The sequence below is a fragment of the Streptomyces sp. NPDC048461 genome (assembly GCF_055587105.1).
Genome location: NZ_JBVJGW010000012.1, coordinates 221,263 through 243,416, shown reverse-complemented (window position 1 = coordinate 243,416; position 22,154 = coordinate 221,263). Strand labels below are relative to the sequence as shown.

Annotated in this window: 18 protein-coding genes and 1 pseudogene; 14 read left to right on the top strand and 5 right to left on the bottom strand. The window is 74.2% G+C overall.

The features are described 5' to 3' along the window. Positions 1–132 precede the first annotated feature (132 nt). The 3 genes and pseudogenes from ACZ6S8_RS22480 (at position 133) to ACZ6S8_RS22470 (ending at position 4,185) form a co-directional block, all read left to right on the top strand. Complete coding sequence (locus ACZ6S8_RS22480) at positions 133–801, top strand: ComEA family DNA-binding protein (protein WP_469458342.1); 669 nt, start codon at positions 133–135, stop codon at positions 799–801. After that, a pseudogene (locus ACZ6S8_RS22475) lies at positions 798–3,167 on the top strand (ComEC/Rec2 family competence protein); the annotation flags it as partial. The gene ACZ6S8_RS22480 and the pseudogene ACZ6S8_RS22475, both read left to right, overlap by 4 nt. Positions 3,168–3,303: 136 nt before the next feature. Then, entirely contained in the window at positions 3,304–4,185 is an 882-nt protein-coding gene (locus ACZ6S8_RS22470; protein WP_469458341.1) for a YceI family protein, read from the top strand. A gap of 5 nt (positions 4,186–4,190) precedes the next feature. On the opposite strand, the gene ACZ6S8_RS22465 is transcribed toward ACZ6S8_RS22470, so the two are convergent. Then, positions 4,191–4,433 (bottom strand): hypothetical protein, encoded by a 243-nt coding sequence (locus ACZ6S8_RS22465; RefSeq protein ID WP_469458339.1) that lies wholly within the window; start codon positions 4,431–4,433, stop codon positions 4,191–4,193. A 61-nt stretch (positions 4,434–4,494) separates the two neighbouring features. Here ACZ6S8_RS22465 and holA point away from each other — a divergent pair, with 61 nt between their 5' ends. After that, positions 4,495–5,487 (top strand): DNA polymerase III subunit delta, encoded by a 993-nt coding sequence (gene holA, locus ACZ6S8_RS22460; protein WP_469458337.1) that lies wholly within the window; start codon positions 4,495–4,497, stop codon positions 5,485–5,487. A gap of 327 nt (positions 5,488–5,814) precedes the next feature. Here holA and rpsT read toward each other — a convergent pair whose 3' ends face one another. After that, positions 5,815–6,081 (bottom strand): 30S ribosomal protein S20, encoded by a 267-nt coding sequence (gene rpsT, locus ACZ6S8_RS22455; RefSeq protein ID WP_383915266.1) that lies wholly within the window; start codon positions 6,079–6,081, stop codon positions 5,815–5,817. A 256-nt stretch (positions 6,082–6,337) separates the two neighbouring features. Between rpsT and lepA the strand changes: the two genes are divergently transcribed. The 3 genes from lepA (at position 6,338) to hemW (ending at position 11,676) form a co-directional block, all read left to right on the top strand. Further along, complete coding sequence (gene lepA / locus ACZ6S8_RS22450; RefSeq protein WP_386523933.1) at positions 6,338–8,203, top strand: translation elongation factor 4; 1,866 nt, start codon at positions 6,338–6,340, stop codon at positions 8,201–8,203. A gap of 225 nt (positions 8,204–8,428) precedes the next feature. Next, positions 8,429–10,321: an AMP-dependent synthetase/ligase gene (locus tag ACZ6S8_RS22445; protein WP_469458335.1), complete on the top strand. Its 1,893-nt coding sequence runs from the start codon at positions 8,429–8,431 to the stop codon at positions 10,319–10,321. Between the two features lie 122 nt (positions 10,322–10,443). Continuing rightward, a complete protein-coding gene (gene hemW, locus ACZ6S8_RS22440; protein WP_469458333.1) occupies positions 10,444–11,676 on the top strand; it encodes a radical SAM family heme chaperone HemW in 1,233 nt (410 codons plus the stop codon). A gap of 86 nt (positions 11,677–11,762) precedes the next feature. On the opposite strand, the gene ACZ6S8_RS22435 is transcribed toward hemW, so the two are convergent. Next, entirely contained in the window at positions 11,763–12,563 is an 801-nt protein-coding gene (locus ACZ6S8_RS22435) for a DUF3097 domain-containing protein (RefSeq protein ID WP_469458331.1), read from the bottom strand. A 28-nt stretch (positions 12,564–12,591) separates the two neighbouring features. After that, the gene (locus ACZ6S8_RS22430) at positions 12,592–13,317 is read right to left on the bottom strand and encodes an MBL fold metallo-hydrolase (protein WP_469458329.1); all 726 of its coding nucleotides are present in this window, start codon (positions 13,315–13,317) and stop codon (positions 12,592–12,594) included. A 159-nt stretch (positions 13,318–13,476) separates the two neighbouring features. Between ACZ6S8_RS22430 and hrcA the strand changes: the two genes are divergently transcribed. The 6 genes from hrcA to ACZ6S8_RS22400 all read left to right on the top strand — a co-directional run bounded on the left by hrcA (position 13,477) and on the right by ACZ6S8_RS22400 (position 19,003). After that, positions 13,477–14,493 carry a heat-inducible transcriptional repressor HrcA gene (gene hrcA, locus ACZ6S8_RS22425; RefSeq protein WP_469458327.1) on the top strand — a complete coding sequence of 339 codons (1,017 nt, stop codon included), beginning with the start codon at positions 13,477–13,479 and terminating at the stop codon, positions 14,491–14,493. After that, positions 14,494–15,633, top strand: a complete 1,140-nt coding sequence (dnaJ, locus tag ACZ6S8_RS22420) for a molecular chaperone DnaJ (protein WP_386523949.1) — start codon at positions 14,494–14,496, stop codon at positions 15,631–15,633. Between the two features lie 146 nt (positions 15,634–15,779). Further along, complete coding sequence (locus ACZ6S8_RS22415) at positions 15,780–16,871, top strand: nitronate monooxygenase (protein ID WP_469458325.1); 1,092 nt, start codon at positions 15,780–15,782, stop codon at positions 16,869–16,871. Further along, on the top strand, positions 16,868–17,611 hold the full coding sequence (locus ACZ6S8_RS22410; protein WP_469458323.1) for a 16S rRNA (uracil(1498)-N(3))-methyltransferase: 744 nt from the start codon (positions 16,868–16,870) through the stop codon (positions 17,609–17,611). Before ACZ6S8_RS22415 ends, ACZ6S8_RS22410 begins: the two co-directional genes overlap by 4 nt. 120 nt (positions 17,612–17,731) lie before the next feature. Further along, complete coding sequence (locus tag ACZ6S8_RS22405) at positions 17,732–18,091, top strand: histidine triad nucleotide-binding protein (protein WP_469458321.1); 360 nt, start codon at positions 17,732–17,734, stop codon at positions 18,089–18,091. A 3-nt stretch (positions 18,092–18,094) separates the two neighbouring features. Beyond that, positions 18,095–19,003 (top strand): ribonuclease Z, encoded by a 909-nt coding sequence (locus tag ACZ6S8_RS22400; RefSeq protein ID WP_469458319.1) that lies wholly within the window; start codon positions 18,095–18,097, stop codon positions 19,001–19,003. A gap of 239 nt (positions 19,004–19,242) precedes the next feature. Here ACZ6S8_RS22400 and ACZ6S8_RS22395 read toward each other — a convergent pair whose 3' ends face one another. Further along, a complete protein-coding gene (locus ACZ6S8_RS22395) occupies positions 19,243–20,601 on the bottom strand; it encodes an MFS transporter (protein ID WP_469458317.1) in 1,359 nt (452 codons plus the stop codon). Positions 20,602–20,825: 224 nt separating this feature from the next. Between ACZ6S8_RS22395 and ACZ6S8_RS22390 the strand changes: the two genes are divergently transcribed. Further along, complete coding sequence (locus ACZ6S8_RS22390) at positions 20,826–21,923, top strand: carbohydrate kinase family protein (protein WP_469458316.1); 1,098 nt, start codon at positions 20,826–20,828, stop codon at positions 21,921–21,923. The last annotated feature ends 231 nt before the right edge of the window (positions 21,924–22,154 follow it).

The window sequence follows — 22,154 nt, the reverse complement described above, 5'->3', positions numbered from 1 at the left end:
CCCGCGGGGGCGCCTGGGGGGGTGCCGCCGGAGGGGGAGGCGCCGCGGTCGCCGGAAGGGGCGGCGGCGGGGGAGGCGGAGGGGCTTTCGGCCGGGGAGGCGCGCAGGCTGGCCGTGCGGGAGCGGTTACCGGTGTGGCTCCAGGTCCGCTGCGGGGTGGAGCCGCGCACGGTGGGGGCCGTCGCGGTCGTGCTCGTCGTCGCGGTCGGATGCGCCGCGCAGCAGTTCTGGTCGGCCCGGCCGCAGCCGGTGACGGCCCCCGCGGTGATCACCCCGGCTCCGGCTCCCGTGCCGGTTGCGGCGGCCGCGGCGGCGCCGGCGGCCGGGTCCGCCGGGGGGCCGGCCCCACCGGGCGGCGGGCGGATCGTGGTCGACGTCGGCGGCAAGGTGCGGGAGCCGGGGGTGCGGCGGCTGCCCGCCGGTTCGCGGGTGGAGGACGCGCTGGCCGCTGCCGGGGGAGTGCGGCCGGGCACGGACACCACCGGGCTCAACCGGGCCCGGGTACTGATCGACGGCGAGCAGGTGCTGGTCGGCGTACCGGCGCCGACCCCGGCACTGCCGCAGCCGCACCCGCTGTCGCCGGCGGGCGGGGGCGCCGGTCCGGGCGGCGGCCCGCTCAGCCTCGGCACGGCCACGGTCGAGCAGCTGGACGGGCTGCCCGGGGTCGGACCGGTGCTGGCGCAGCACATCGTCGACTTCCGCACGGCCCGCGGCGGCTTCCGCTCGGTGGAGGAGCTCCGCCAGGTGAACGGCATCGGCGAGCGGCGCTTCGCCGACCTGCGCCGCCTGGTGCGGCCGTGAACCGCCCCGAGGCTCCTGGTCCGGCGGATCTGCGCCTGGTCCCCCCGGCCCTGGCCGCCTGGGTGGCCGCCGCCCTCGCCCTGGGCGCGCCCGGCGCGTGGACGGCCGCCGGGGTCGGGCTGGGCGGCGCCGGTGCCGGGCTGCTGGTGCTGGCCGGCCGCCGGCGTCCGGGGGCGCGGTGGCGGATCGCCGCCGCCGCGGGCGCCGCCCTGCTGTGCGCGGCGGCCGGGGCCGGGGTAGCGGGGCTGGAGCGGGCCGGGGCGCGGGCCGGGCCGGTGGCGGGGCTGGCCCGGGAGAACGCCCGGGTCCTCGCCGAGCTCACCGTCGGCTCCGACCCCCGGGTGCCGCGCGGGGGGAACGGGCCGCCGGTGGTCGTCCTGGACGCGGTGGTGACCCGCGTGACCGGGCCCGACGGGGCGCGCACCCGGGTCGAGACCCCGGTGCGCGTGCTCGCCGGGCACCCGGGGTGGGCCCGGCTGCTGCCCTCCACGCGGGTGGAGGTGGTCGCCCGCCTCGCCCCGGCCCGGGACGGGGAGCGGGCGGTGGCGCTGCTGCGGCCGGGCGGGGACACCCCGCCCGAGGTGACCGGCGGCCCGAGCGCCGCCCAGCGGGTGGCGGGGCGGCTGCGGGCCGGGCTGCGCGAGGCCACCGAAGGGCTCGCGCCGGACGCGAGGGCGCTGCTGCCGGGCCTGGTGGTCGGCGACACCTCCCGGGTGCCGCCCGACCTGGACGAGGCCTTCCGGGCCACCGACCTGCTGCACCTCCTGGCCGTGTCGGGGTCCAACCTGACCGTGGTGCTGTTCCTGCTCATCGGGCCGCCCGCCCGTGCGCAGCGGGCCGAGCGGCGCGGGCTGGCTCCCCTCCTCGGGCTCTCGCTGCGGGCGACGGCCCTGTGCGGCGGCGCCCTGACCCTGGCGTTCGTCGTGGTCTGCCGGCCGGAGCCGAGCGTGCTGCGGGCCGCGGCCTGCGGAGCGGTCACGCTGGCCGCCCTCGCCACCGGGCGGCGGCGCTCCCTGATCCCGGCCCTGGCCGCCGCCGTGCTGCTGCTCGTGCTGTACGAGCCGTGGCTGGCCCGAAGCCCCGGCTTCCTCCTCTCCGTCCTGGCCACCGGGGCCCTGCTGACCCTCGCCCCGCGGTGGAGCGGGGCCCTGAGGAGGCGCGGGATGCGGCCCCGGCTCGCCGAGGCGGTGGGGGCCGCGGCCGCCGCCCAGGCGGTGTGCGCCCCCGTGGTCGCGGTGCTCGCGGCCCGGGTCAGCCTGGTGGCGGTGCCGTGCAACCTGCTGGCCGAGCTCGCGGCGGGCCCGGCGACCGTGCTCGGCTTCGCCGCGCTCGCCGCGGCCCCGCTGTCGATGTCCGCCGCGGAGGTGCTCGCCCGGTGCGCCGGCGTGCCGGCGGGGTGGATCGCCGCCGTGGCCCGGGGCGGGGCCCGGCTGCCGGGGGCCGAGCTGCCCTGGCCGGGCGGGCTCGGCGGGGGCCTGCTGCTGGCCGCCGCGACGCTTGCCTTCGTGGCCCTCTGCGCCCGGTTCGGCCGGCGGCGGTGGGTCTGCGCCGCCCTGGCCGTGCTGCTGCTCCTCGCCGTCCTGCGGCCGCCCCAGCTGGTCCGTACGCTCGCGCACTGGCCCCCGCCCGGCTGGAGGCACGTCCAGTGCGCCGTGGGCCAGGGGGACGCGGCCGTCCTCGCCCTCGGCCCCGGCACGGCCATGGTCGTCGACGCCGGCCCGGAGCCCGGCCCGGTGGACGCGTGCCTGCGGACCCTGGGCGTGCGCCGGGTGCCGCTGCTCGTGCTGACGCACTTTCACGCGGACCACGTGGGAGGCCTGCACGGGGTGTTGCGGGGGCGGTCGGTGGGTGTGATTCAGGCCACCACTTTGGAAGAGCCGCCGGGACAGGCCCGGTTCGTCCGCCGTGCCGCGGCCGCCGCCGGAGTGCCCGTCGTACCGGCGGCGGCGGGGGAGCGGCGCCGGGCCGGACCGCTGGAGTGGGAGGTGCTCTGGCCGCCCGCCGGAACTCCGCCCGACGGACCCAACGACGCGAGCATCGCCCTGCTCGTACGCGGTGCGGGGCTCACCCTGCTCCTGCTGGGAGACCTCGAACCACCAGCTCAGCAAGCCCTCTTGAGCCACCATCCGGAACTGGGACCGGTGGACGTCCTCAAGGTCGCCCACCACGGCTCGGCGCACCAGGACCGCGAACTGCTCGCCCGGGTCCGGCCGCGGTTCGCGATCGTCCCGGTCGGTGCGGGGAACCGCTACGGGCACCCCGCACCAGGTACGCTCACGCACCTGCGGGCGATGGGGACGACCGTGCTGCGCACCGATACCGACGGCTCGATCGCCGTGGTCGGGGCCGGACCGGGGATACGGGCGTTTCCGGCCAGCCGGCGTCGCAGCCGACGCGGGCATACCGGGCGCGACCCTGCTGTTTGCCCCGAACCCGACAGCATGATCGAATTCGTTTTCGCCAGAGCGGCACAAGTCCACACAGCACGGGGGTGCACAGACCATGTTCGGGCGACGACGGGGGATGGAGACGGCCGGAAGTTCCAGCCCGCACACATCCGCCACACTGACGCTCCCGCCGACGGCGCGTCTGCTCAGCTGCCGGGTCCTCGACACGGTCCACCAGCCGGTCCGGCTGGCCGCGTTCGAGGTGACCGACCCGATCGGCCGCCGGATCGTCAGCGGGGAGACCGACCCGTACGGCGGGTTCACGGCGGCCGTGCCGGAAGGGGAGTACCGGCTCTCGGTGACCGCCGAGGGGTACGCGCCGTTCCACGGGGCGACGATCGTGGGGGATCCGGCGCAGCCCGGCACCGCGGAGATCATCCTCGACGCGGTGGAGCCGCCGCTGCTGCCGCAGCCCGGCCACTGGGAACTCGACCCGACGCATTCGTCGATCGGCTTCTCGGCCCGCCACATCGGGTTCGCGCGCATCCGCGGCCGGTTCAACACCTTCGCCGGCGCGGTGCGGATCGCGGAGCGCATGGAGGACTCCTCCATGCACGTGATCATCGACGCGGCCAGCATCGACACGGGACTGCGGATGCGGGACGACCACCTGCGGTCCGCCGACTTCCTGGACGCGGTGCGCCACCCCACGGTGGAGTTCTACAGCGAGCGGTTCATCCACCGCAGCGGCAGCCACTGGGCCGTCGCGGGCGCCCTGACCCTGCACGGGGTCAGCCGCTCCGTGACCCTGGACACCCGGTACCTGGGCCTGGGCACGGGCCTGGAGGGCGAGCCCAGGGCGGCCTGCCGGGCCACGGCAGAGCTGCACCGCGAGGACTTCACCCTGAACTGGCAGTCGGTGCTGGCCCACGGGATCGCGGCCATCGGGTCGAGCGTCGACGTGACGCTGGACGTCCAGATCGTCCACAAGGCCTGACGGGGTCAGGGGGCTTCGAGCCAGCCCTCGTAGGCGTCGGCGAGCGCGTCGAGCGAGGCGGGGTCGAGCGTTCCCCGCGGGTCCTCGACGACCACCAGCCACTGGGCGTCCTCGGCGTCGTCCTCGCCGGCCAGGGCATCGCGGACCAGCTGCGGCTCCTCCGGGAGACCGAAGCGGTCCGCGGCCTCCCTCGCCACCTCCTCGGCGGCGTCGCGGTCGGGCAGGACGAGTACATGTCGCACGTTCACGCGACCATTCTGGGGCACGCGGCGCGGGAGGCTGTCAGCGCGGCGTGGGATGCTGGAGCCGATGGCCACCAGGAAGAACTCCACCGACGATCCGCTCGCCCCGCTCACCCTCGCGGTGGGGCAGGAGGACCTGCTGCTCGACCGCGCCGTACGGGAGGTCGTGACGGCCGCCCGCGCCGCCGACGCCGACACGGACGTGCGCGACCTCGCCCCGGAACAGCTCCAGCCCGGCACGCTGGCCGAGCTGACGAGCCCGTCGCTCTTCTCCGAGCGCAAGGTCCTGATCGTGCGCAACGCGCAGGACCTGTCGGCGGACACGGTCAAGGAGGTCAAGGCGTACCTCGCCGCGCCCTTCGAGGAGATCACCGTCGTGCTCCTCCACGCGGGCGGCGTGAAGGGCAAGGGGCTGCTCGACGCGGCCCGGAAGGCGGGGGCCCGCGAGGTCGCCTGCCCGAAGATGACCAAGGCGGCGGACCGACTGGCCTTCGTACGGGGCGAGTTCCGCACGCTGGGCAGGTCCGCGACGCCCGAGGCGTGCCAGACCCTGGTGGACGCGATCGGCAGCGACCTGCGGGAGCTGGCGAGTGCGGCGGCGCAGTTGTGCGCGGACGTCGAGGGCACCATCGACGAGGCCGTGGTCGGCCGGTACTACACGGGCCGGGCCGAGGCCTCCAGCTTCACGGTGGCCGACCGGGCCGTCGAGGGGCGCGCGGCGGAGGCGCTCGAAGCGCTGCGCTGGTCCCTTTCCACCGGGGTGGCCCCGGTGTTGATCACCAGTGCCCTGGCCCAGGCGGTACGGGCGATCGGCAAGCTGGCCTCCGCCCCGCGCGGTGCCCGCCCGGGCGACCTCGCCCGGGACCTGGGCATGCCGCCGTGGAAGATCGACCGGGTCCGCCAGCAGATGCGGGGCTGGTCGGCGGACGGCGTCGCCGACGCGCTGCGCGCGGTGGCCGCCGCCGACGCGGGCGTCAAGGGCGGCGGCGACGACCCCGAATACGCGTTGGAGAAGGCCGTGGTGGCCGTAGCCCACGCCGCCCGCCCGCCCCGCCGCTAACCGTCCCCGCCGCACGCCGCCCCCGCTGCCGGTGCGGCCCCGCGCGGGCTCCGCGCCGCGTCCCGCGCCCCTCACGGGCGGCGGGGCGCGGGGCGGAGCCGATGCGATCTTCCGGATCCGGACGCAAAGAAGCCCCCCAGTGGGGACCAGGGGGCTTCCACGCTGGTCAGCGTGGCGTACTAGCCAGCGTGCCGTGTCTAGAAAGAAGTCACGAGGTGTGCCGCACTTGCCGCGACTCGCGTGAGCAAGCCGCGTGCGGCGCGGTGTGCCGGTCTGGAGCGGAAGAGAGGGCCCGCTGAGTCCCTACCGGCGATTCACATCGAGAGCTCAGCCCTGCAGGGCGGCAACCTTGGTGGCCAGCGCCGACTTCTTGTTGGCGGCGGCGTTCTTGTGGATGACGCCCTTCGAGACAGCCTTGTCGAGCGCACGCGCGGCAGCGCGAGAAGCCACGGTGGCCTTCTCGGCGTCACCGGCGACGACGGCCTCGCGGGCCTTGCGGATCGCGGTCTTGAGCGAAGACTTGACGGCCTTGTTGCGCAGGCGCGCCTTCTCGTTCGTCTTGTTCCGCTTGATCTGGGACTTGATGTTCGCCACGAAAGAGCCTTTTCAGGTTCAGAGTTTTGTTCTTCGGATTGTGTCCCGCAGCTGAGAGGGCATACGAGACACAGCCACCCAGGCTACCAGGCACTCTGCGGGTGGCCCAAACCGAGCGCACTGCCCCGTCCATGGGACCATGGGAGTCTGCGCACAGGTCCGAGATCCCGCCGCCGAGAGCGACGGGAGCCGGATCCGCGCTCCGACCGACGCTCCGCAAACGCTTCCGACTGCGACCCGAGAATCAGGACACTGCGTGCCCGCGATCCCCAGCCACGTGCCCGAGCCGAGCCGTACCGACCCGGCGCTGATCCGCAACTTCTGCATCATCGCGCACATCGACCACGGCAAGTCGACCCTTGCCGACCGGATGCTCCAGCTCACCGGTGTGGTCGACCAGCGGCAGATGCGCGCCCAGTACCTCGACCGCATGGACATCGAGCGTGAGCGCGGCATCACGATCAAGTCCCAGGCGGTCCGGCTGCCCTGGGCGCCGAACACGGGCGAGGACGTGGGCAGGACCCACGTCCTCAACATGATCGACACCCCCGGGCACGTCGACTTCACCTACGAGGTCTCGCGCTCCCTCGCCGCGTGCGAGGGCACCGTCCTCCTCGTGGACGCGGCCCAGGGCATCGAGGCCCAGACCCTCGCCAACCTGTACCTGGCGATGGAGAAGGACCTCGCGATCGTCCCGGTCCTGAACAAGATCGACCTGCCGGCCGCCCAGCCGGAGAAGTTCGCCGAGGAGCTGGCGAACCTGGTCGGCTGCCAGCCGGAGGACGTGCTGCGCGTCTCGGCGAAGACCGGTCTCGGCGTGGACGTGCTGCTCGACAAGATCGTCGCCACGGTCCCGGCCCCGGTCGGTCCCAAGGACGCCCCGGCCCGCGCGATGATCTTCGACTCGGTCTACGACTCGTACCGCGGTGTCGTGACCTACGTCCGTGTCGTCGACGGCCAGCTCAACAAGCGCGAGCGCATCCGGATGATGTCGACCGGCGCCACCCACGAGCTGCTGGAGATCGGCGTCTCGTCCCCGGAGATGACCCCGGCCGACGGCATCGGCGTCGGCGAGGTGGGCTACATCATCACCGGCGTGAAGGACGTCCGTCAGTCCAAGGTCGGTGACACCATCACCAGCCTGCACAACGGCGCGACCGAAGCCCTCGGCGGCTACAAGGACCCGCGTCCGATGGTCTTCTCCGGTCTGTACCCGCTCGACGGCTCGGACTACCCGGACCTGCGCGAGGCCCTGGACAAGCTGCAGCTCAACGACGCCGCGCTGGTCTACGAGCCCGAGACCTCGGCGGCGCTGGGCTTCGGCTTCCGCGTCGGCTTCCTCGGCCTGCTCCACCTCGACGTGGTGCGCGAGCGCCTGGAGCGCGAGTTCGGGCTCGACCTGATCGCCACCGCGCCGAACGTGGTCTACCGGGTCGTCATGGAAGACGGCAAGGAAGTCTCCGTCACCAACCCGAGCGAGTTCCCCGAGGGCAAGATCTCGGACGTGTTCGAGCCGGTCGTCCGTGCCACCCTGCTCGCGCCCTCCGAGTTCATCGGCGCGATCATGGAGCTCTGTCAGCAGCGCCGCGGCACCCTCCTCGGGATGGACTACCTCTCCGAGGACCGCGTCGAGATCCGCTACACGCTCCCGCTCGCGGAGATCGTCTTCGACTTCTTCGACCAGCTGAAGTCCAAGACGCGCGGTTACGCCTCCCTGGACTACGAGCCCACCGGCGAGCAGTCCGGCAGCCTCGTCAAGGTCGACATCCTGCTGCACGGCGACAAGGTCGACGCCTTCTCCGCCGTCTGCCACAAGGACGCCGCCTACGCCTACGGCGTGCGCCTGGTCGCCAAGCTGCGCGAGCTCATCCCGCGCCAGGCCTTCGAGATCCCGATCCAGGCGGCCGTCGGCTCCCGCGTCATCGCCCGCGAGACCATCCGCGCCATCCGCAAGGACGTCCTCGCCAAGTGCTACGGCGGTGACATCTCCCGTAAGCGGAAGCTGCTGGAGAAGCAGAAGGAAGGCAAGAAGCGGATGAAGATGGTCGGCTCCGTGGAGGTCCCGCAGGAGGCCTTCATCGCCGTCCTCTCCAGCGACGAATCCGGCGGCAAGAAGAAGTAGCGACCGGAACGGAACGAGGCCCTCACGCTCAGGCGCGGGGGCCTCTTTCGTTATGAACCGGCCGCTTGCGGGCTCTTACGCACCGGCCTGACGGCCTCTAGTCTGATCACTGCTCGACGGTTACTCGCCAGTCACTAACCGGCACGTCCCAAACCCGCCAGTCCCAAGCGCCCCCCAAGCGCCCCACGACCACGCACTGCCGCGTGGACCGGTCCGGAGGATGTCGTGAGCGACACACAGACCATGATCGAGAACCGCCCGCCCACCGTGGCGGCCCTCTTCCTTGAGCGCGTCGCCGCCACCCCGGACGCGGAGGCGTACCGGTTCCCGGTCCCCGCGGCCGGCGGCCAGGGCGCTCCCGACGAGTGGAAGTCGCTCAGCTGGGGCCAGGCGGCCGAGCGGGTCTTCTCCATCGCCGCCGGCCTGATCACCCTGGGCCTCGAAGCGGAGGACCGGGTCGCCCTCGCCTCCAACACCCGGGTCGAGTGGATCCTCGCCGACCTCGGGGTCATGTGCGCGGGCGCGGCGACCACCACCGTCTACCCGAGCACCAACGCGGAGGAGTCGGCGTACATCCTCGCCGACTCCGCCAGCCGGGTGCTGATCGCCGAGGACGGCGCGCAGCTGGCCAAGGCCCGCCTGCACCGCGAGGACCTGCCCGGGCTGGCGCACGTCATCGTGCTGGAGGCCGCCGACGCGGTCCCCGCCGACGGGGACCCGGACGGCTGGGTGCTCTCCCTCGCCGACCTGGAGAAGCGCGGCGCGGCGCACCTCGCCGAGAACCCGGGCGCGGTGAAGGAGCGGATCTCGGCGATCACCGCCGACCAGCTCGCCACCCTCATCTACACGTCCGGCACCACCGGCCGCCCCAAGGGCGTACGGCTGCCGCACGACAACTGGTCGTACATGGCCAAGGCGACCGTGGCCACCGGCCTGATCACCAAGGACGACGTCCAGTACCTGTGGCTGCCGCTGGCCCACGTCTTCGGCAAGGTCCTGACCTCCGGCCAGATCGAGGTCGGTCACGTCACCGCCGTCGACGGCCGCATCGACAAGATCATCGAGAACCTGCCGATCGTGCAGCCGACCTACATGGCGGCCGTCCCGCGCATCTTCGAGAAGGTCTACAACGGCGTGGCCGCCAAGGCGCGCGCCGGTGGCGGCGCCAAGTACAAGATCTTCCAGTGGGCGGTCGGCGTCGCACGCGAGTACGCGAAGGTCACGCAGGACAACTTCCGGCGCACGGGCAACGCCACCGCCCCCTTCGGCCTCACCACCAAGCACAAGATCGCCGACGCGCTCGTCTACTCCAAACTCCGCGAGGCCTTCGGCGGCAAGCTGCGCGCCGCCGTCTCCGGGTCCGCGGCCCTGGCGCCCGACATCGGCTACTTCTTCGCCGGCGCCGGCATCCACATCCTGGAGGGCTACGGCCTCACGGAGTCCAGCGCCGCCTCCTTCGTCAACCCGGGCGAGGCCTACCGCACCGGCACCGTCGGCAAGCCGCTCCCCGGCACCGAGGTCCGCATCGCCGACGACGGCGAGATCCTGCTGCGCGGCCCCGGCATCATGGAGGGCTACCACGGGCTCCCGGAGAAGACCGCCGAGGTGCTGGAGGCGGACGGCTGGCTGCACACCGGGGACATCGGCGAGCTGTCGGCCGACGGCTACCTGCGGATCACCGACCGCAAGAAGGACCTGATCAAGACCTCGGGCGGCAAGTACGTCGCCCCGGCCGAGGTCGAGGGCCAGTTCAAGGCGATCTGCCCGTACGTGTCGAGCATCGTGGTGCACGGCGCGGACCGGAACTTCTGCTCGGCGCTGATCGCGCTCGACGGACCCGCCATCCTGGGCTGGGCCGCCGAGAACGGCCTGGAGGGCAAGACGTACGCGCAGGTCGTGGCCGCCCCGGAGACGACGCGGCTGATCGAGACGTACGTGCAGACCCTCAACGAGGGCCTGCAGCGCTGGCAGACGGTCAAGAAGTTCCGGCTGCTGCCCCGGGACCTGGACGTGGAGCACGGCGACCTCACGCCGAGCCTGAAGCTGAAGCGGCCCGTGGTCGAGCGTGAGTTCAAGCACCTGATCGAGGAGATGTACGAGGGCTCCCGCGAGGCGTAGCTGCTCCGCGGGACCGGCGGGGCGGGGCGGCGACCCGCTCCGCCGAGCCCGCGGGTCCCGCCGTCCCGCCGTTCCCGGGCCGAGCGGCGGGTGCGGGACGGCGGGTGCGGGACAATGGGGGCATGCCTTCCGCACTGCCCGACGGTGAACCCATGCCCGAAGACGGCTCGCTGCCGTCGCACGCCCTGGCGGGCGCCGGCGAGCGGCCGCTCGGCTTCTACCTGCACGTCCCGTACTGCGCCACGCGCTGCGGCTACTGCGACTTCAACACCTACACGGCCACCGAGCTGCGGGGCACCGGCGGCGTGCTCGCCTCCCGGGAGAACTACGCCGACACCCTGATCGACGAGGTCCGCCTCGCCCGAAAGGTGCTCGGCGACGACCCCCGCGCCGTCCGCACCGTCTTCGTCGGCGGCGGTACGCCCACGCTGCTCCCGGCCCGGGACCTCGTACGGATGCTCGCGGCGATCCGGGACGAGTTCGGCCTGGCCGAGGACGCCGAGGTCACCACCGAGGCCAATCCGGACTCCGTGGACCCGGAGTACCTGGCCGAGCTGCGCGCCGGCGGCTTCAACCGGGTCTCCTTCGGCATGCAGAGCGCCCGGCAGCACGTCCTGAAGGTCCTCGACCGCACCCACACCCCCGGGCGGCCCGAGGCCTGCGTCGCGGAGGCGCGCGCGGCGGGCTTCGAGCACGTCAACCTCGACCTGATCTACGGCACGCCGGGGGAGTCGGACGAGGACTGGCGGGCCACCCTGGCCGCAGCGCTCGGCGCCGGACCGGACCACATCAGCGCGTACGCCCTCATCGTCGAGGAGGGGACGCAGCTCGCCCGCCGCATCCGCCGCGGCGAGGTCCCCATGACGGACGACGACGTGCACGCCGACCGCTACCTGATCGCCGACGAGGTCATGCGGCAGGCCGGGTTCCACTGGTACGAGGTGTCGAACTGGGCCACCACCGAGGCCGGCCGCTGCCTGCACAACGAGCTGTACTGGCGCGGCGCCGACTGGTGGGGCGCGGGCCCCGGCGCGCACTCGCACGTCGGCGGCGTCCGCTGGTGGAACGTGAAGCACCCCGGCGCCTACGCCGCCGCGCTGGCCGGAGGCAGGTCCCCGGGCGCCGGGCGCGAGCTGCTGTCGCCGGAGGACCGCCGGGTCGAGCGGATCCTGCTGGAGCTGCGGCTGCTCGACGGCTGCCCGCTGACGCTGCTGGCCCCTGCGGGCCTCGCGGCGGCCGGGAAGGCCCTCGCGGACGGACTCCTGGAGCCCGGCCCGTACGCGGCCGGGAGGGCCGTGCTGACCCTGCGGGGGCGGCTGCTGGCCGACGCGGTGGTCCGGGACCTGGTGGACTGAGGCCCGTCGGCCCGTCGGCCCGTCGGCCCGTCGGCCCGTCGGCCCGTCGGCGGGTCGCGCGAACCGGCGGCGCCGGCCGACCGGCCTCAGGGCGCCGTGACGAAGTCGATGAGCTCCTCGACGCGGCCCAGCAGGGTCGGCTCCAGGTCCTTGTACGAGGTCACCCGGGACAGGATGTGCTGCCAGGCGGCCCCCGTGTTCTCCGGCCAGCCCAGGGCCCGGCAGACGCCCGTCTTCCAGTCCTGCCCGCGCGGCACCACCGGCCACGCGGGGATGCCCAGCGCGGACGGCTTCACCGCCTGCCAGACGTCCACGTACGGGTGGCCCGCGATCAGCACGTCGGGGGAGGTCACCGCGGCCGCGATGCGGGACTCCTTCGACCCCGGCACCAGGTGGTCCACGAGAACGCCGAGCCGGGCGTCCGGCCCCGGACCGAACTCGGCCACGACGGCCTGGAGATCGTCGATCCCCTCCAGGTACTCCACCACCACGCCCTCGATCCGCAGGTCGTCGCCCCAGACCCGCTCCACCAGCTCCGCGTCGTGCCGGCCCTCGACGTAGATCCGGCCGGCCCGCGCCACGCGCGCCCGGGCCCCCGGAACGGCGATCGACCCCGAGGCCGTGCGGGACGGCGCCACCGGGCCCCGGGCCGGGCGGACCAGGGTGACCACCGCGCCGTCCAGCAGGAACGCGGCGGGCTCCATCGGGAACACCCGCCGCTTGCCGAACCGGTCCTCCAGGGTCACCGTGCCCGCCTCGCAGCCCACCACCGCGCCGCAGAAGTCCGTACCGGCGGCCTCGACCACCAGGTCGGGCTCCGCCGCCACCTCGGGCACGGCCTTGGGGCGCTTCCACTGCGGGGTCAGGTCGGGGGAGTACTCGCGCATCCGGCCGACACTAGGAGAGGCGCGGCGATCACGCCTCCGACACGCCGAAACGCGCGGCCAGTGTGGCGCGTTGCGCACGGACGAAGGCCGCGTCGACCACCGCTCCGTGACCCGGCACGTACAGGGCGTCGTCGCCGCCCAGGGCCAGCAGCCGGTCCAGGGCGTCCGGCCAGCGGGCCGGCAGCGCGTCGTCGCCCGCCTGCGGCTCGCCGGACTCCTCGACCAGGTCCCCGCAGAAGACCGCCTCCCGCTCGCCGGGGACGAACACCGCCAGGTCGTGCCCCGTGTGCCCCGGCCCCACGTTGGCCAGCAGCACCCGCACCCCGCCCAGCTCCAGCGTCCACTCGCCCGACACCGGGTGCCGGGGCAGCACCAGCAGCTCGACGGCCTCCGCCGCCTCCGGAGCGGCCAGCCCGTGCCGCACCGCGGACCGCCGCAGCGACTCCCGCCCGGCGTCCAGGAGGGAGTCCAGCCCGACGGCCGCGTACACCTCGGCCCCGGAGAAGGCGGCCGCGCCCAGCACGTGATCGAAATGCCCGTGCGTGAATGCGATATGGGTCACGCGGTGACCGGTCAGCCGCTCGGCCTCGGCACGGATCTCCGCGCCCTCGCGCAGGGACGAACCGGGGTCCACCAGGAGCACGGAATCGTCCCCCACCACCAGTCCCACGGTGCAGTCCCACACCGGAAGGCGCCGCCGTCCGGCCCGTCCGGTCAGCCGTTCCCAGCCCGCCTCTTCCCATCGCACGTCCATGCGGCGACGCTACCCTGACGGGCCGCCCTTGCCAGGGTCTCACCACCCGGCCGTACACTGAGCGGGGGATCTCTGGCACTCGAACGGCCGGAGTGCCAACGGAGAACCAACGGGACGCCGGTGGAACACGGCGACGGACCACAGCTGGAGGTGTGCGCGATGCTCAGTGAACGCAGGCTCGAAGTGCTGCGCGCCATCGTCCAGGACTACGTCGGGACCGAGGAGCCGGTCGGCTCCAAGGCGCTGACCGAGCGGCACCGGCTCGGCGTCTCGCCGGCCACCGTGCGCAACGACATGGCCGTGCTGGAGGACGAGGGCTACATCGCCCAGCCGCACACCAGCGCCGGCCGCATCCCCACCGACAAGGGCTACCGCCTCTTCGTCGACAAGCTGGCGGGGGTCAAACCCCTGTCGTCGCCCGAGCGGCGGGCCATCCAGAACTTCCTCGACGGCGCGGTGGACCTCGACGACGTCGTCGGCCGTACGGTGCGGCTGCTCGCGCAGCTCACCCGGCAGGTCGCCGTCGTCCAGTACCCCTCGCTGACGCGCTCCACCGTGCGCCACGTCGAGCTGCTGTCGCTGGCCCCGGCCCGGCTGATGCTCGTACTGATCACGGACACCGGGCGCGTCGAGCAGCGGCTCATCGACTGCCAGGCCCCCTTCGGGGAGGCCTCGCTCGCGGACCTGAGGGCCCGGCTCAACAGCCGGGTCGTCGGCCGCCGCTTCACCGATGTGCCCCCGCTCGTCCAGGACCTCCCCGAGTCCTTCGAGGCCGACGACCGTGCCACGGTGTCCACCGTGCTCGCGACGCTCCTCGAAACCCTGGTCGAGGAAGCCGAGGAACGGCTGATGATCGGCGGTACCGCCAATCTCACCCGCTTCGGACACGATTTTCCCCTGACGATCAGGCCGGTGCTCGAAGCGCTGGAGGAGCAGGTCGTGCTCCTCAAGCTGCTGGGCGAGGCCAGTGAGTCGGGAATGGCCGTACGGATCGGGCACGAGAACGCCTACGAGGGACTGAACTCCACGTCGGTCGTCTCGGTCGGTTACGGTTCGGGCGGCGAAGCAGTCGCCAAACTCGGCGTGGTCGGACCGACCCGCATGGACTACCCCGGAACGATGGGAGCGGTACGCGCAGTGGCACGTTACGTCGGACAGATCCTGGCGGAGTCGTAAGTGGCCACGGACTACTACGCCGTTCTCGGCGTGCGCCGCGACGCTTCCCAGGACGAGATCAAGAAGGCATTCCGGCGGCTTGCGCGCGAGCTGCACCCGGATGTGAACCCCGATCCCAAGACGCAAGAGCGTTTCAAGGAGATCAACGCGGCGTACGAGGTGCTCTCGGACCCGCAGAAGAAGCAGGTCTTCGACCTCGGCGGCGACCCGCTGTCCTCCTCGGGCGGTGGCGGCGGCGCGGGCGGATTCGGAGCGGGCGGCTTCGGCAACTTCTCCGACATCATGGACGCCTTCTTCGGCCAGGCCTCGCAGCGCGGACCGCGCTCGCGGACCCGCCGCGGCCAGGACGCCATGATCCGCCTGGACCTGGAACTGGACGAGGCGGCCTTCGGGACCACCAAGGACATCCAGGTCGACACGGCCGTGGTGTGCACGACCTGCTCCGGCGAGGGCGCCGCCCCCGGCACCTCGGCGCAGACGTGTGACATGTGCCGCGGCCGCGGTGAGGTCTCGCAGGTCACCCGGTCCTTCCTGGGCCAGGTCATGACCTCGCGCCCCTGCCCGCAGTGCCAGGGCTTCGGCACCGTCGTCCCGACCCCGTGCCCCGAGTGCGCGGGCGACGGCCGGGTCCGGTCCCGCCGCAGCCTCACGGTCAAGATCCCGGCGGGCGTCGAGAACGGCACCCGGATCCAGCTGTCGGGCGAGGGCGAGGTCGGCCCCGGCGGCGGCCCCGCCGGCGACCTGTACGTGGAGATCCACGAACTGCCGCACCAGACCTTCCAGCGCCGCGGGGACGACCTGCACTGCACGGTCACCATCCCGATGACGGCCGCCTCCCTGGGCACCAAGTGCCCGCTGGAGACGCTGGACGGCCTGGAGGAGATCGACATCCGGCCCGGAACCCAGTCCGGACAGGCGATCCCGCTGCACGGGCGCGGCGTCACGCACCTGCGCGGCGGCGGACGCGGTGACCTCATCGTGCACGTCGAGGTCACCACCCCGAACAAGCTGGACGCCCAGCAGGAGGAGCTGCTGCGCCAGCTCGCGAAGCTGCGCGGCGAGGAGCGGCCCACGGGCCAGTTCGCGCCGGGCCAGCAGGGCCTGTTCAGCCGCCTGAAGGACGCCTTCAACGGCCGCTGAGCGGCCCGCGGACACGCGTACGAGCCCGGCCGGGGGACACCCCCGGCCGGGCTCGCCGCATCGGGCCCGGCGGGGGCCGGATGCGGACCATGCCAGGCGAATGCCGTGATTCGGTGCGATGAGCGGGACATGGCACGATGCAGTCCATGTCCAGCGCACCGAACGGTCTCTCTCCGTACCCGATCGTGCAGGCTCCGATGGCGGGCGGCGCCTCGTGCCCGCCGCTCGCCGCAGCCGTGTGCGAGGCGGGCGGACTGGGCTTCCTGGCCGGCGGGTACAAGACCGCCGACGGCATGTACCAGGAGATCAAGCAGGTGCGCGCCCTCACCCGGCGCCCGTTCGGCGTCAACCTCTTCCTGCCGCAGACCGGCCACGTGGACCCGGCCGCCGTCGAGGCGTACCGCGGACAGCTGGCCGGCGAGGCGAACTGGTACGGCATCTCCCTCGCCGCCGACGACATCATGGGCACCTCCGACGACGGCTACGACGCCAAGCTCGCGATCCTCCTGGAGGATCCGGTGCCCGTCGTCTCCTTCACCTTCGGCCTCCCCTCCGGAGCGGCGCTCACCGCGCTGCGCCAGGCCGGTACGTACACCGTCGTCACCGTGACCTCCGTCGAGGAGGCCCGCGGCGCACAGGAGGTCGGCGCCGACGCGGTGTGCGTACAGGGCGTGGAGGCCGGCGGCCACCAGGGCATCCACCGGGACGACCCGCAGGCCGACGGCACCGCGGCCGTCGGACTGCTCGCGCTGGTGGCGCAGGTACGGGAAGCGGTGGCCCTGCCGATCATCGCGTCGGGCGGTCTGATGCGGGGCTCCCAGGTCGCGGCGCTGCTCGCGGCGGGCGCCGAGGCGGCGCAGCTCGGAACGGCCTTCCTCGCGTGCCCCGAGTCGGGGGCGCACCCGCTGCACAAGAAGGCGCTGACGGACCCGCTCTTCGTACGGACCGAACTCACCCGCGCCTTCTCCGGGCGGCCGGCGCGGGGGCTGGTCAACCGCTTCATGCGCGAGCACGGGCCGTACGCCCCGGCCGCGTACCCGCAGGTCCACCACCTGACGTCGGGGCTGCGCAAGGCGGCCGCCGCGGCCGGCGATCCGCAGGGCATGGCGCTGTGGGCCGGGCAGGGGCACCGGCTGGCGCGCACGCTGCCCGCAGGGGAGCTGGTGGAGGTGCTGGCGGCCGAACTCGCCGAGGCACAGAGCACGTTGAAGGCAATGCAGATGAGGAGTGCGTCATGACCGCCCCGGTGTTCGTGGTCGAAGAGGTGCCCGCGGGAGCGGAGTTCGTCCTGGACGGTCCGGAGGGCCGGCACGCGGTGTCCGTGAAGCGGCTGAACCCGGGCGAGGCGGTGGTCCTCGCGGACGGCCGCGGCCGCTGGGCGGAGGGCGTGGTCAAGGCCGCGGAGGGCAAGGACCGGCTCGTCGTGTCGGTCTCCGGGGTCTTCGAGGAGGCCGAGCCCGCCGTACGGATCACCGTGGTCCAGGCGCTCCCCAAGGGGGACCGGGGCGAGCTGGCCGTCGAGACGATGACCGAGACCGGCGTCGACGCGATCGTGCCGTGGCAGGCCTCGCGCTGCGTCACCCAGTGGCGCGGCGACCGCGGCTCCAAGTCCCTGGCCAAGTGGCGGGCCACGGCCCGGGAGGCGGGCAAGCAGTCCCGCCGGGTCCGCTTCCCGGAGGTGGCGGAGGCCCTGTCCACCAAGCAGGTCGCGGCGCTGCTGGCCGGCGCCGACCTGGCGATGGTCCTCCACGAGGACCGCGACACCCCCTCGGAGGCCCTGGCCTCGGCGGCCCTGCCGGCGGCGGGCTCCGTCGTGCTGGTGGTCGGCCCGGAGGGCGGGGTCTCGCCGGACGAGCTCGCGGCGTTCGCGGCCGCCGGCGCCCACCCGCACCGGCTGGGCCGCTCGGTCCTGCGCACGTCCACGGCGGGCACCGCCGCGACGGCGGTCCTGCTGGCGCGGACGGGACGCTGGTCCTGACCCGGCCGGCGTGACCCGGGCTGACCCCGGCCGGGCTGACCCGGGCCGGCCTGACCCGGCGTGACCGGGGCCGGGCTGGATACGATGCCCGGACCGATCACCGTCACGGGAGGCACACCAATGGCCGGGGAACCGCAGGCCGACTGCCTGTTCTGCAAGATCGTCACCGGGGACGTCCCGGCGACCGTCGTCCGGGAGACCGAGACGACCCTCGCCTTCCGGGACATCACCCCGAAGGCACCGACGCACGTGCTCGTCATCCCCAAGGTCCACTACCCCGACGCGGCGTCCCTCGCCGCCGCCGAGCCGGGCGTCGCCGCCGACGTGCTGCGCGAGGCCGGACAGGTGGCCGCGGACGAGAAGGTCGACGGCCAGGGCTACCGGATCGTCTTCAACACCGGCGCGGGCGCCGGCCAGACCGTCTTCCACGCGCACGCGCACGTCCTCGGCGGGCGCGGCCTCGAGTGGCCCCCCGGATAGACCGTGTCCGTCAGAGAGTTCGTGGTCCTGGGCACCGCCAGTCAGGTGCCCACCCGCCACCGCAACCACAACGGCTACCTGCTGCGCTGGGACGGCGAGGGCATCCTCTTCGACCCGGGCGAGGGCACCCAGCGCCAGATGCTCCGCGCCGGGGTCGCCGCGCACGACATCAACCGGATCTGCGTCACGCACTTCCACGGCGACCACAGCCTCGGGCTGGCCGGCGTCATCCAGCGCATCAACCTGGACCGGGTGCCGCACCCCGTCACCGCGCACTACCCGGCCTCGGGGCAGAAGTTCTTCGACCGGCTGCGGTACGCGACGGCGTACCGGGAGACGGTGGCGCTGCGCGAGGAACCGGTGGCCCGGGACGGGGTCCTGGCGCGGGAGGCCTCGTACACGCTGGAGGCGCGGCTGCTCTCGCACCCCGTGGAGTCCTTCGGGTACCGGCTGACCGAGCCGGACGGCCGGCGGATGGTGCCGGAGCTGCTGGCGCGGCACGGGATCAAGGGGCCGGACGTGGGCCGGCTCCAGCGCGACGGGAGCCTCGGCGGCGTCACCCTGGACGAGGTCAGCGAGGCCCGGCCCGGGCAGCGGTTCGCCTTCGTCATGGACACCCGGCTGTGCGACGGGGTGACGGAGCTCGCCGAGGGCTGCGACATGCTGGTGATCGAATCCACCTTCCTCGACGAGGACGGTCAACTGGCCGCCGACCACGGGCACCTGACCGCAGGTCAGGCCGGTGCGGTGGCGCGCGGTGCGGGCGTCCGGCACCTGGTGCTGACGCACTTCTCGCAGCGGTACCCGGACCCGTCGGAGTTCGAACGGCAGGCCCGGGCCGCGGGGTTCGAGGGGGAGCTGACCGTGGCGGCGGACCTGGTCCGCGTGCCGGTCCCGAGGCGGGCGCCCTGAGTCCGCTGCGGCGCCCGCACCCCCGCGGGTGCCGCAGCGGGGGGCACGGCCACCGCGGCGGGGGCCCGCCCGCCTAGGCCGTCTCTTTCGGATCTTGCCGGGCCCGCGACGCCTGGTACCGCGCCTGGCCGCACTGCCGAGGCGACCACGTACGGCCCAGTACGCGAACGCCCCGACAGCACGCCCAGACACGGCACCAGACGCCGCGGGCTCGGCCGACAAGATCCGAAAGAGACGGCCTAGACGCGGGCGTCCGTGCGCTCGCGGGCATCCGCGCGCTCGCGCGAGCGGCGCGGTACGGGCGCGCGCAGCAGCACGCGGCGGGGGAGGCGGCGGAGCCGGATCTCCGCGACCTCCAGTTCCGCGGCGCCCACCCGCGGCACCGCACCCGACGGAGCGCCCGCCCCGGCCGCCAGGACCGCCGCCGGCGCCCCGCCGCGGCGGCGGACCGAACCGGCGGTCAGCGGGCGGCCGCCCGCGTGCAGGGCCACGGCGGTCATCGGCCCGGCCGCGGCCAGCAACAGCCCGCCCAGCACCAGCCCCATGGCGGGGAACCCCGCGCCCTCGGCCAGCAGGCTTCCGGCGACGGGCCCGCAGGCCACGCCGAGCGAGGACGCGGAGCCGGCCAGGACCGCCCAGCGGCCGCGCGGGTCCAGGGCCGCCGCGAGGCCGATGGCGTACGAGAGGACGACCGGGTAGAGCGCGTTCCACAGGATCTCCCCGGCGGCGAACGAGCCGAGGCCGCGGGCCGAGGAGGAGAGCGCCACGCAGCAGGCGATCAGGGCGGTGCCCGCGCCGATCGGGACCGCGCGCCCCAGGCGGGCGCCGAGGGCGGAGGCCGCCGTGACCCCGAGCAGCCCCGCGCCCAGCGCCGCGGCGAAGACCACGCCGAGGGTGACCTCCGACAGCCCCGCCTGCTGGGTGCCGATCCGGCCGCTGACCCCCCACAGGGCGTTCTGGGCGAGCGACCACAGCATCAGCGCGCCCGCCAGCACCGCCCCGGCCCGCGGATAGGGCAGCCGGCCCGGGCGGGCTCCGGGAACGGCGGCGGACGACGGGCCGCCGAGGTGGCGGGTGGCCGGCCAGACCGCCGCCGCGACGAGGGCGATCGCGGCGAACGGCAGCCCGTGGCCGCCGCCGAGGTGCGGCAGGGTCAGGTACAGCGCGCCCGCGGTCGCCGACACCGACAGCAGCCCGAGGGCGGAGGCGCGGTGCGGGTCGCGCTGCCCGGCGATCCCGGACGCGGCCACCGCGGTGGCGGTGCCGGACCCGAAGCCGCCGACCACGGCGCCCGCGACGACCAGCGGGAGCAGGGGGGTCGCGGCCGCCGTGCCGTAGCCGGCGACGGCGAGCAGCAGCCCGAGCCGGGCGGCCGGACGGGGGCCGTGGCGGCCGATGCGGGAGGCGAGGACGAACCCGGCGGCGGCCGAGCCGAGCAGCAGGGCCGAGCCGATCAGGCCGGCCTGAGCGGGGCTCAGCGGCAGGTGGGCGTCGAGCCGGCCGACGACGGTCGGCAGGAGGTACGGGGCGAGGTATCCGGCCGTGAAGAGGGCCACGAGGGGCCGGGCGGCGGAGGGCGCGGAGGCGCGCTGAAGCACGGGTGTTCCAGGAGGTGCGTGGGAGGTGCCGCAGAGTGAGCGGGGCCCCTGTCTATCAAGGGGCCGGAGTTGAGGAGAAGAGCGTTCCCGTGGTGATCTGCGCCACACTGGGTTTTGCTGCCGTCCAGCGCGGGCAGGGCTGGCAGCTTTCCACTGCAAGCCCGTGTGCAGAAACGACCCTTCCAGAGCAACGACGACCCTTCCAGAACAACGGGGAGTACACCGTGACCAGTCGGGACAGCTTCGACAGCCTCTCAGCCGCCGTGGATCCGCTCGGTCCGGTGCGCGACCCCGAGGAACCCGGCTGCGACGTCTTCCTGACCGGAACCGTCTTCCTCGACATCATCTTCACCGGCCTCGACTCGGCGCCGGTCCGCGGCACGGAGTCCTGGGCGCGCGGCATGGGCTCCAGCCCCGGCGGCGTCGCCAACATGGCGACCGCGCTGGCCCGGCTCGGCCTGCGCACCTCGCTGGCCGCGGCGTTCGGCGACGACCACTACGGCGAATACTGCTGGGACGCGCTCGAACAGGGCGAGGCCATCGACCTGTCGATGTCGCGGACCGTCCCCGGCTGGCACAGCCCGGTCACGGTCTCGATGGCCTACGAGGGCGAGCGCACGATGGTCTCGCACGGCCACGAGGCCCCGCCGCCGGCCGGTCCCGGCCCCTTCCCGCAGTGTCCGCCGAGGGCCCGCGCGGCCGTGGCCTCGCTGGGGCCCGGCCGCGGCGAGGAGTGGATCGGTGAGGCCGCGCGGCGCGGCTCGCGGGTCTTCGCGGACGTGGGCTGGGACGAGAGCGGCCGCTGGGACCTGGGAGCGCTGGCCGACCTGGAGCACTGCGAGGCCTTCCTGCCGAACGCGGGCGAGGCGATGCGGTACACCCGGACCGACTGCCCGCGGGCGGCGGCGCGGGCGCTCGCCGAGAAGGTCCCGATCGCGGTGGTGACGATGGGCGCGGAGGGCTCGTACGCGGTGGACGGGCGCACCGGGGAGACCGCCCAGGTCCCGGGGATCGCCGTCGAGGCGCTGGACCCGACCGGGGCGGGGGACGTGTACGTGGCGGGCTTCGTCACCGGGACCCTCGCGGGCTGGCCGCTGGCGGACCGGCTGGCCTTCGCGGGCCTGACGGCGGCGCTGTCGGTCCAGGAGTTCGGCGGCTCCCTGTCGGCCCCCGGCTGGCCGGAGGTCGCCCACTGGTGGCACGCCGCGCCGCAGGAGCTGCGCGGCCGGTACGCGTTCCTGGACGAGCTGATGCCGCCGGGAACGACCCCGGCGGCTCGGCGCCGCGCGGTGCCGACGATCGGCTTCCGCCACTCGGCGTAGGCCCTCCCCGGCGCGGCCCGGGCGCAGCCGCGCACCGGCGGGGCGCGCCCCCGAGCTCCGGCCTCCCGTACCCCGGCCCGGGCGCGGCCCCTGCGGCCGGGCCGGGCGGCGTGCGCGTCCCCGCGTCCGTGCCGGGCGTAAAACCCCTCGGGGAAGGCGCACCGGCGACGTACGCTTGGTATTCCCAGGTCGTCGATCGGCGCGGCCCCCCAGCGGGAGGTATGTGCAGGC